The following is a 10457-nucleotide window of genomic DNA, read 5'->3' as shown; positions in this document are numbered from 1 at the left end:
ACTGCGGTCAATGTCTCATATATAGTCACAGGATCGCCTTGAACATAGGTGGTGGCCAAAATACCGCGGTTGGCCGGGATCAGATGCGGTGTGAACTGGACCTGTACCGGCCGGCCGGCAGCAGCGGAGAATTCCTGATCGAACTCGCCCAGATGTCGATGCGTGCCACCAACCGCATAGGCATGGGCCCCTTCTGACAATTCAGCGTGCAACAGATTCTCCTTCAGGCTACGTCCTGCGCCTGATACTGCCGCTTTGAGATCAATAATGATCTGATCGAGATCAATAACGCCCGCCGCAATCAAAGGCCGCAACGCATATTGTCCCGTGGCCGCATTGCAACCGGTCCCTGCAACCAACCGCGCGTCTTTGATCCGCTCGCGATAGAACTCCGTCAGGCCATAGACCGCCTCTTTTTGTAATTCCGGGGCCGCATGTGCCTTGCCGTACCATTTCTCATAGTCAGCAGGATCGCGCAGACGAAAATCAGCCGATAAATCAACGATTTTCAGAGACTTCGGCAGTTGCGCGATCACTGCTTGCGATGTGGCATGGGGCAGCGCACAAAAAACCAGATCGACCCCTGATAGGTCCATCGCGTCAATTGTTGTCAAAACCGGCAAATCAAGATGGCGCAGATGCGGGAACACATCGGCCATCGCCATGCCCGCCTTTGAATTGCCCGACAGCCCCACAATTGCTAGGTTCGGGTGTGTTGCAATCAGACGCACGAGTTCGGCGCCAGTGTAACCAGAAGCGCCGAGAATGGCGACGTTATAGGTCATTTCTAATATCCCTTCGGGATGAATGTCTCAGAATGGTTCAGGCGGCTTCAAAGGTGATTTTTCGTCGCAAAAACTGCGTCGCGCGGCTGGAGACCTGCGCAGGATCACCGGTGGTCAGGAAGCTGGACGTTGTGCCCGGTCCAACCATCTCCGGACGGCGGATCAAATAATCAGCGAGGCTTTCGGCCACAAGATCAGCCTGCGAAAAGACTTTCACATCCGGCCCAAGGGCCGCCTGAAACTCATTTTTCATCAGCGGATAATGCGTACAGCCAAGGATCGCGGCATCAGGATGCGGCATTTTCCGCTTGAGCGCATCCACATGGCTCGTCACCAAAGCTTCGGCAAGGATCATATCCCCATCCTCAATCGCATCGACGACACCGCCACAGGCTTGCCCTTCCACATCGACACCAATCGCGCGGAATGCCAATTCACGCTGAAACGCACGGCTGGAAACGGTCGCGGGCGTGGCGAACAAAGCCACATGCTTGACGTTGACCTCACGCGGCGGCGAATTATCGCCCCACTGACGCTCCGTCAACGCTTCAATGAGCGGGACAAAAACACCAAGTACGCGCTTGTCGCTCGGCACCCAGCTTTCCTGCATCTTCCGCAACGCGGCAGCAGAAGCCGTATTGCAAGCCAAAATTACCAGATCACAGCCCGCATCAAACAGACGTTGGGTGGATTGCGTCGTCAGATCATAAATGTCGTCAGGCGTCCGCACGCCATAAGGCGCATGGGCGCTGTCGCCCATATAAACGAGCGGCAAATCAGGCAGACGCCTTGCGACAGCGTCCAGCACCGTCAGCCCCCCCAGCCCGCTATCGAAAATACCCACTGCCATTGTGCACCCGGTGTTTGCCTCTGTTTTCTGGTCATACGTCGCTTTTTGTCGGAAATCTATGCATGATGCCGCTCTTTTTTCAGGGAATTCCCGACCTTCCGCTTGAGGCTACTCTGCGACCTGTGTGTGATCCGCATGACGCAGTGCAGCCAACAGCTCTTCACGCCGTTTTGCAGCCTTGCGCGCATTGGCCTCTTTGACCGGGCCAAAGCCAAGAATATCCAGCGGCAGAAGGGCAAGCGCCATTGCAGCATCACGTTTGGACGCATCGATGCGTGCCAGAACCTCTGCCATATCCCGCTCATATTCCTTAATCAGCGCGCGCTCCATCCGCCGCTCTGCGGTGCGCCCAAACGGGTCAAACGGCGTCCCGCGCAACATCTTCAACCTTGCCAGTTTGGGAAAGAACCACGCCATCCACGCGCCAAATTGCCGTTTAACCGGGCGGCCATCGGGCCCTGTCCTGGCCAAGACCGGAGGAGCAAGGTGATAGCTGAGCTTCAATTTGCCAGAAAATTCGGCCTCAGCCTGCGCGCGAGTCTCTGCCAGCAGGCGGGCGACTTCATATTCATCCTTATATGTCAGCAGCTTATGATAACCCATAGCCACCGCCTCTTGCAGCGCAGGATCTGCGAACTGTGCCACGAAACGCTGGTATTTGCGCGCCAGCCGCTTGCCTTGATAACGTGTGATATGGGCCGCGCGAAAGTCGAGCTTTTCAGCCAATGTTTGTGGCAACGTGACGATTGTGGGCGCGATGACTTTCGCGGCCGCATCGGGACAGGCGGCTGCCCAACGCCCGTAATCAAACGCCAATTTATTGTGCTCCACGGACGCACCATTCAACTCAATCGCGTTGAGGATAGCATCGTAAGACACTGGGATTGTGCCATTTTGCCAGGCGGCACCAAAGATGAACATATTGGAATAGATACTGTCGCCAAGCAGCACTTTGGCCAAAGCGGTCGCGTCAAACATCTCAAGCCCCGCCCCCATGCGCGTCGTCAGCGCGTGCTGCATTTCGTCGCTCGGCAGGCGGAAATGCGCGTCACGGGTGAAAGCGCCTGTCATAACTTCATGTGAATTAACGACACCGCGCGAACGCCCTGCCTGCATAAGTCCAATAGTTTTTGCACCCGCAGAAACGACCAAATCCCCACCAATCAGCACATCGCATTCTCCCGCCGCCACGCGAATCGCATTGATATCCTGCGGTGTTTCAGCAATCCGGCAATGTATATGGACCGGCCCGCCTTTCTGCGCCAGCCCGGACATCTCCATCATGCCGACACCTTTGCCATCCAAATGCGCTGCCATCGCCAGCACAGCACCAATGGTCACGACCCCGGTGCCGCCGATCCCCGTAACAACAACGTTATGGGTGCCCGCAATCGCTGGAAGCTCTGGCATGGGCAGGTCAGGCAAGGTGATCTGGACAGTAGCGTCTTTGCGGATCTCGGCGCCTTCGATCGTTACAAACGAGGGGCAGAAGCCCTTCACGCACGAGAAATCCTTGTTGCATGAAGATTGGTCAATCGCGCGTTTACGCCCCAGTTCCGTCTCCAAGGGTATAATGGATACGCAGTTCGATTGGATACCGCAATCACCACAGCCCTCACAAATATCGGTATTGATAAAGACACGCTTGTCAGGGTCAGGGAGTTGTCCGCGCTTGCGGCGACGGCGCTTCTCAGCAGCACAGGTCTGCACATAAACAATGGCCGATACACCGTTATAATTGCTCACATCCTCATGAACTTGCGGAAGTTCGTCACGCGGATGTTTGTCCAATCCAGCGGGAAAGCGCGCGAGGTCGATTTCCTCTTTCTCATCTTAAACAAGCGCCACTTTCTGCACGCCCATCGCCTGCAATTCGCGGCAGATTTGCGCCGCTGACAGATCGCCATCATTGCCCTGCCCACCGGTCAAAGCGACCGCATCATTGAACAGGATTTTGAACGTCATCTTCGTGCCCGCCATGACGGCAAAACGCACAGCCATCAGACCGGAGTGGTTATACGTCCCGTCGCCCATATTCTGGAACACATGGTCACGGGTGGAAAACGGCGCTTCGCCTACCCAATTTGCGCCTTCACCGCCCATATGGGTATAGCCGACAGTTTCCCGATCCATCCACTGCACCAAATAATGGCAGCCGATACCGGAATAGGCCCGCGCGCCCTTGGGCAATTTAGTTGAGTTGCTATGTGGGCATCCGGAGCAGAAATAAGGGGTGCGTGCGGCCAGTTCGGGTGGGTTTCTTGCGGCCATCACGTCCTTCAGAGCGCCAAGACCCGCATCAACTCTCTTAGACGAGCGACCTTCCTCGACTAATATGTCGCCCAGCAAATTGGCCACCATCACAGGGTTCAAATCTGACTTCGTCTGGAACAAAACCTCTGGCTTGCCGTCTTTCATGGCGGCCCCTTTGTGCCAGCCGTAAACCCGCCTGCCGCGCAAATCATGAAAGAGCGCCTCTTTGATCTGCACTTCAATGAATTTGCGCTTTTCTTCAACAACAACAATAAGATCAAGTCCTTCGGCCCATTCCCGAAGCGACGTCATATCCAAAGGCCAGACCTGCCCGATCTTATAGGTGGTGATGCCAAGTCGGGTGGCCTCATCCGCGTCAATGTGCAGCAAGGCCAAAGCGTGCTGCAAGTCCAGCCAGTTCTTTCCGGCAGCAACAAAGCCGATCTTTGCGCCCGCCTGCCCCCATTTGCGCTGGTCCATCCGGTTGGCACGGGAAAACGCCTCCGCCGCGGCGCGTTTGTAATCCACCATCCGCGCCTCTTGGTCATGCGGCGTGTCAATCAGGCGGATATTCAGCCCGCCGTTCGGCATATCGACCTGGGGGATGACAAAGGACATACGATCAGGACTGGTATCCACCACGGATGTGACCTCAATGGTGTCCTTCATCAATTTCAGGCCAACCCATACCCCCGCAAACCGCGACAGCGCATAGGCATAGAGCCCGTAATCAAGAACCTCCTGAAGACCCGCAGGCGACACGAATGGCATATAGGCGTCCACCATCGCCATGTCGGACTGATGCAACGTGGTCGAGCTTTCGCAGGTATGATCGTCACCCATCGCCATAACGACACCGCCATGGACAGAGGTGCCCGCCAGATTCGCATGGCGCATCACATCACCGGAGCGATCAATCCCCGGTCCTTTCCCGTACCAGAGGCCGAAAACGCCGTCATGGCGGCCCTCCCCGCGCAATTCGGCTTGCTGGCTACCCCAAAGTGCTGTTGCCGCCAGATCTTCGTTCAATCCGGGCTGAAACCTGATTTGCGCAGGATCCAGCACGTCCTTCGCGCGCGCCATCTGCATGTCGACCGCACCAAGCGGCGACCCCCGATACCCTGTCACAAGTCCCGCTGTATCCAACCCCGTCGCCTTGTCGCGCGCCTGTTGCATCAGCATCAAACGCACCAGTGCCTGCGGCCCATTGAGCAGCACCTGCGACTTCGTAAGATCATAGCGGTCAGCCAACGACACATCTTGACGGATCATTGCGTTCCCCCTGTCTGCAAATCAGTCGCTCCTGTCAGCTTAGGTCAAAGTTATTGACTTAAAAAGACAATTTTCGGTTACATCGCCGTTTGCATCAAAAGCCAATCTGCGCGTATGGTCCAGCCAATAAATCCGACAAAAGACTTCAGCCGGGGACCTCATGGACTGGGACAAGTTAAGAATTTTTCACGCCGTTGCCGACGCGGGGTCGCTGACCCATGCGGGCGATACGCTGCACCTGTCGCAATCCGCAGTCAGCCGTCAAATCCGCGCATTGGAAGAATCTCTGAACACCACGCTATTCCACCGCCATGCGCGCGGGTTGATTCTGACCGAACAGGGCGAGCTGCTGTTTGACGCGACCAAAAGCATGAACAAACGGCTGGAGGCCGCCTCTGCCCGTATTCGCGACAGCGAAGAAGAGGTCTTTGGTGAATTGCGCGTAACCACAACCACCGGCTTCGGCACGCTTTGGTTGGCGCCGCGGTTGCCAAAACTCTACGAAAAATACCCCGATCTGAAGATCGACCTGATGCTTGAAGAACGCGTTTTGGACTTGCCGATGCGCGAAGCCGATGTCGCGATCCGCATGAAAGAGCCGAGCCAGGCCGACCTGATCCGCAAACGCCTGATGTCGGTGCGAATGCGGCTTTATGCGTCGCCCAGCTATCTTGCACAAAATGGCACGCCTCAGACTATCGCGGATATGGGCAATCATCGTCTGATCTGCCAGAATCCCAATTCCATTCAGGTCTCGGCAGGTGCGACCTTGGTCCAGCACCTGCTGACCCAGGATATTCCGCATCTTTTCACTGTGAACAACTATTTCGGTGTGCTGCAAGGGATCGTCAATAACATCGGCATCGGCGTGATGCCCGACTATCTGACCGAAGACTTCGGAGAACTGGTGCGCGTGCTCCCCGATCTCGAAAGCGGCGAGGTGCCGGTTTTCTTGGCCTACCCGGAAGAGCTCCGCCAGTCCAAACGGATCAGCGCCTTCCGTGATTTCGTGCAGGATGAGATCTTTGCCCATCGTCGCAAAATTCGTGAAAGCCAGTCGGCTTAGACGGTAAACTCACTCGCCCGCGACGACGGTCTTTTTCTTCTCGGCTTTCATGGCGTCAACCAACTGCTCAGCTTGCCTGCGGGTGATCCGTTTGCGCGCCGTCGGGCCATACCCATTTTCTGGATCATCGCGTAATTCCGGCACCACCGCAAAGAGCGAGGCCCGTTGCCCAGCGTTCAACATACGCACTGCTGTCGGACCGGGATAAAAGCTTTCTGTTTCAACGCCGTGTGCGGTTAGAATTTCATGCTGAGCGGTCATGACGTGGTAATACTCAGCTGATCTCTTGCCGGACATCACGCGGACACCGGGCAGGCCAGTCAGGCCCTTGGCAGGGGCGAGCACTTCCTCGACGCCGAAAAGACCAAGGCAAAACTGGGATTTAAAAAGGATGTGGTGTTGGGGGGAAACACAAAGATCACATTTCGGCAGACCGACATCAAGCGCCCCACGCGCTATGAGTATTGGCTTCTGACTGTCTTCATTTTCAGACCAAACGCGAATAGATGACGACACCCAAGCAACAGGCTGAAGTCCGTTATCCTTGGTCAGCAAAACATCTCCGGGCCGTAAATCATCAACTACAACTGATCCTTTCAGTGTAGCCACCAATGTTCCTGCCAGAAAACATATAGGCGGCGGCGGGTCTGTAGAAAGATTGTCGAGTTTGACGCCCAAACCCCCGCCTTGCCGGTCACCGATTTCGTATATCGCGTCAGCTTCCTCCGTGCCCGCGAGGTAATCGGGAGTGAAAAAAAACTGCTGCGGGCCGTCACCGATGCCATCGCCATCTGCATCATAGTCCTCAACACGGATACAGATTACTGTTGCGCCCTCCAGTATTGTAGGAATTTTATCACCAGTGTCAGCCGATGCACCCGGCTGCGTACCGCCAGGCAAAATGCCTGTTTCAACGTAGGAAAAGCTGTATTCAACACCGTCAATGAAAACGACAGTATTCTCATCTTGCCCTGTAACTGGGTCATTCGAAATTTCGAAGTCTCCCACGTCGGAAGCAAATTCTAGCTCTACTGTGCCGCTGGCGACATTGAGAGAGCCGTTTTGCGAATTTGCGCTATCGAAACCTGCGGTGTACGTAAATTTCATAAGTCTTCCTGCCTCATCAACACATGTGTCCGGCATCAAGCGCTGCCGAGCGGATTGCTCGCCCGCACATTCCTGAAGACATCAAGCTACACGCCCGAAGTGTGCCGCAGTTTAGTTGCATCAATACATACTTTGTTTTCAGGGGTTATACGACGCATCGCGGCGATAAGAAAAGGATTTGTTGGTTCAGCAGCAGGATCATTCTCACGATCAAGCAGCGCTATCAATCAAAAGCCATGTATTCGGTTTGCCCAGCCATGCACAAACAGCATAGCGGCTTTGCACTTTTTCCAGCGACTTTTCCTTGAATGCATAAATTTTGCACCCTATCTGCTGTTCCGAAGGCACTGACGCTTCACGCGCATGTCTTCACCTCCCTGTTGGACTTCGCCGGGCCTTGTGCCCGGCATTTTTTTTGCCCACAGCCGACCTCGCTTGCCCCGCCGCCTGCCTTGCCGTAAAGCAACGCCCAAGCAGCACGTGAGGACCCCGATGAAAGAGCCCGCCATTACCGATGATCTGATTGCCGCACATGGCCTCAAGCCTGCTGAATACGCGCGCATCCTTGAGATTATTGGCCGGGAGCCGTCGTTCACCGAACTCGGAATTTTTTCAGCAATGTGGAATGAACATTGTTCTTATAAATCCTCCAAGAAATGGCTGCGCACCCTCCCGACCGAAGGCCCGCAAGTGATCTGTGGCCCCGGTGAAAACGCCGGCATCGTTGATATCGGCGATGGGCAAGCGGTAGTATTCAAAATGGAGAGCCACAACCACCCGTCCTATATTGAACCTTACCAAGGGGCGGCCACCGGTGTCGGCGGCATTCTGCGCGATGTCTTTACCATGGGGGCGCGCCCGATCGCTGCGATGAATTCGCTGTCCTTCGGGATGCCCGACCACCCCAAAACCAAACAGCTCGTAAACGGTGTCGTGGCAGGCGTCGGCGGATATGGTAACTGCTTTGGCGTACCAACAATCGGCGGCGAAGTGCGCTTTGATCCCGCCTATAACGGCAACTGTCTTGTGAACGCCTTCGCAGCGGGCCTTGCTGATACTGACAAGATTTTCTATTCGGCCGCCTCCGGCGTGGGTATGCCAGTCGTCTATCTGGGCGCAAAAACCGGCCGCGACGGCGTGGGTGGTGCGACAATGGCCTCCGCTGAGTTTGACGACACGATTGAGGAAAAGCGCCCTACTGTTCAGGTCGGCGATCCGTTCACGGAAAAACGGCTGATGGAAGCCACGCTGGAATTGATGGCGACAGGTGCCGTGATCTCCATTCAGGACATGGGTGCCGCGGGCCTGACGTGTTCTGCCGTGGAAATGGGTGACAAAGGGGGCTTGGGCGTAAAGCTCAACCTCAATGCCGTGCCGCAGCGCGAAGACAACATGACCGCCTACGAGATGATGCTATCAGAGAGCCAGGAGCGGATGCTCATGGTGCTCAAGCCGGCGCTTGAAGCCGAGGCCCGCGCCGTATTTGAAAAATGGGATCTGGATTTCGCCATCGTGGGCGAGACAATTGCCGAGGATCGTTTCGTAGTTGAACACAATGGCGAAATCAAGGCTGACCTGCCATTGGCAACCTTGTCCGGCTCCGCACCCGAATACGACCGCCCTTGGGTGCCCACCCCTGCCGCAGACCCGCTGGGCGATATTCCGGGCGTGCACCCCATCGATGGGCTCAAAGCGCTTATCAGCAGTCCGAATTATGCGGCGAAACAATGGGTGTACGAGCAATACGACCAACAGGTGATGGGCGACACGGCCCTCACCCCCGGCGCAGGCGCAGGTATTGTGCGGGTCCACGGGACCGAAAAATCGCTGGCCTTCACCAGTGATGTGACGCCACGCTATGTCAAAGCGAACCCGGTTGAAGGCGGCAAGCAAGCAGTGGCGGAAGCCTATCGCAATCTGACATCGGTCGGTGCGAAGCCTTTGGCGACAACTGACAACATGAATTTCGGCAACCCCGAAAAGCCAGAAATCATGGGGCAATTCGTCGGTGCGATCAAAGGCATCGGGGCTGCGGTCAGGGCGCTCGACATGCCTATCGTCTCGGGTAACGTCTCACTTTACAACGAAACCGACGGTACCGGCATTCTGCCTACACCGACCATTGGCGCAGTTGGCATCATCAACCACCCCGACGAGATGATCTGCGGTGACATCCGCGACGGCCACCTGCTCTTGCTTTTGGGCGAAACGACAGGTCACCTGGGTCAATCGGCGCTGCTGGCAGAGGTCTACGGGCGCGCGGATGGCGACGCCCCGGCCGTTGATCTCGACGTTGAGAAGGCCAATGGCGATTTCATCCGCGCCAACCACGCACTCATAAAGACCTGTACCGATCTCAGCGATGGCGGACTGGCATTGGCAGCATTTGAGATGGCAGAAGGCGCAGGTGTCGGCATAACCATCGATGTCGAGGACACTCCGTCCCTCTTTGGCGAAGATCAGGGACGCTACCTGATTGCCTGCAACTTCGATCAAGCCGAGGCATTGATGATCGCAGCAAGTCAGGCGGGCGTCACGCTCACCACCGTTGGCAGCGCAGGCGGCAATGCCGTTACTTTCGGCACGCAGAGCGCGCCCCTCTCAGAGCTGTCTGAGATCTTCCGCACATCCTTCGAAAAAGCGGTCGCCTGATTATCATCTTGCCAAAAAAACTCCCGCCGGAGGCTCCCCACTTGTCCCCTGGCGCCAGCGCCCCTAGTTTAGGCATAAAGCAGACAATAAGGACGCCCGATGCCGATCACCGCCTATGAAATCGAAAGCCTGCTGCGCGAAGGATTTCCCGACGCCAAGATCAACGTCCAGGGCGATGATGGCACACATTTTGCAGCCGAAGTCATCGACGAAAGCTTTCGGGGCAAAAACCGCGTGCAGCAACAGCGCGCAGTCTATGCAGCCCTGAAAGGCAAGATGGACGGCAGCAACGGGGATTTGCACGCTTTGGCTCTGACCACCAAGGCACCCGACTGATGCTGAATGGCCTGAAACTGGCGATATTGGGGCCGATATATTTCATGCCGCCATCTACGCATCCGCGTCGGGGCAAAAAGACAAAAACAACGGACACAGGAAATGAGCGCTGAAGACCAGATCAAAGAAACCGTCA

The 10457-nt window shown here is 56.1% G+C and carries 6 protein-coding genes and 1 pseudogene; 3 read left to right on the top strand and 4 right to left on the bottom strand.

Features of this window, described 5'->3' with window-relative positions; genetic code table 11:
- The 3 genes and pseudogenes from argC to ACFDSS_RS11250 form a co-directional block, all read right to left on the bottom strand.
- On the bottom strand, positions 1 to 785 hold a 785-nt coding region (gene argC, locus ACFDSS_RS11260), incomplete at its 3' end, for an N-acetyl-gamma-glutamyl-phosphate reductase (RefSeq protein ID WP_375255838.1).
- 37 nt (positions 786 to 822) lie between these two features.
- Positions 823 to 1635: a glutamate racemase gene (locus tag ACFDSS_RS11255; RefSeq protein ID WP_375255837.1), complete on the bottom strand. Its 813-nt coding sequence runs from the start codon at positions 1633 to 1635 to the stop codon at positions 823 to 825.
- 108 nt (positions 1636 to 1743) lie between these two features.
- Positions 1744 to 5160 (bottom strand): annotated as a pseudogene (locus ACFDSS_RS11250) (indolepyruvate ferredoxin oxidoreductase family protein).
- A 160-nt stretch (positions 5161 to 5320) separates the two neighbouring features.
- Between ACFDSS_RS11250 and ACFDSS_RS11245 the strand changes: the two are divergent.
- Positions 5321 to 6226, top strand: a complete 906-nt coding sequence (locus ACFDSS_RS11245; protein ID WP_375255836.1) for a LysR family transcriptional regulator — start codon at positions 5321 to 5323, stop codon at positions 6224 to 6226.
- Between the two features lie 9 nt (positions 6227 to 6235).
- Here the strand turns inward: ACFDSS_RS11245 and ACFDSS_RS11240 are convergent, their stop codons facing one another.
- Positions 6236 to 7333 carry a Hint domain-containing protein gene (locus tag ACFDSS_RS11240; RefSeq protein WP_375255835.1) on the bottom strand — a complete coding sequence of 366 codons (1098 nt, stop codon included), beginning with the start codon at positions 7331 to 7333 and terminating at the stop codon, positions 6236 to 6238.
- A 492-nt stretch (positions 7334 to 7825) separates the two neighbouring features.
- On the opposite strand from ACFDSS_RS11240, the gene purL reads away from it, so the two are divergent.
- Both purL and ACFDSS_RS11230 read left to right on the top strand, forming a co-directional pair.
- On the top strand, positions 7826 to 9985 hold the full coding sequence (purL, locus tag ACFDSS_RS11235; protein WP_375255834.1) for a phosphoribosylformylglycinamidine synthase subunit PurL: 2160 nt from the start codon (positions 7826 to 7828) through the stop codon (positions 9983 to 9985).
- A 99-nt stretch (positions 9986 to 10084) separates the two neighbouring features.
- Positions 10085 to 10321: a BolA/IbaG family iron-sulfur metabolism protein gene (locus ACFDSS_RS11230; RefSeq protein ID WP_375255833.1), complete on the top strand. Its 237-nt coding sequence runs from the start codon at positions 10085 to 10087 to the stop codon at positions 10319 to 10321.
- The last annotated feature ends 136 nt before the right edge of the window (positions 10322 to 10457 follow it).

The sequence above is a fragment of the Yoonia sp. genome, from assembly GCF_042093035.1.
GTDB lineage: Bacteria > Pseudomonadota > Alphaproteobacteria > Rhodobacterales > Rhodobacteraceae > Yoonia.
The sequence above is the reverse complement of the archived record's forward strand: the minus strand, read 5'-3'. Positions and strand labels throughout refer to the sequence as shown.

Coding starts and splice junctions, on each gene's coding strand:
- ACFDSS_RS11255 (WP_375255837.1), bottom strand. CDS start 1,635: ATGGCAGTGGGTATTTTCGATAGCGGGCTGGGGGGGCTGACGGTGCTG.
- ACFDSS_RS11245 (WP_375255836.1), top strand. CDS start 5,321: ATGGACTGGGACAAGTTAAGAATTTTTCACGCCGTTGCCGACGCGGGG.
- ACFDSS_RS11240 (WP_375255835.1), bottom strand. CDS start 7,333: ATGAAATTTACGTACACCGCAGGTTTCGATAGCGCAAATTCGCAAAAC.
- purL (WP_375255834.1), top strand. CDS start 7,826: ATGAAAGAGCCCGCCATTACCGATGATCTGATTGCCGCACATGGCCTC.
- ACFDSS_RS11230 (WP_375255833.1), top strand. CDS start 10,085: ATGCCGATCACCGCCTATGAAATCGAAAGCCTGCTGCGCGAAGGATTT.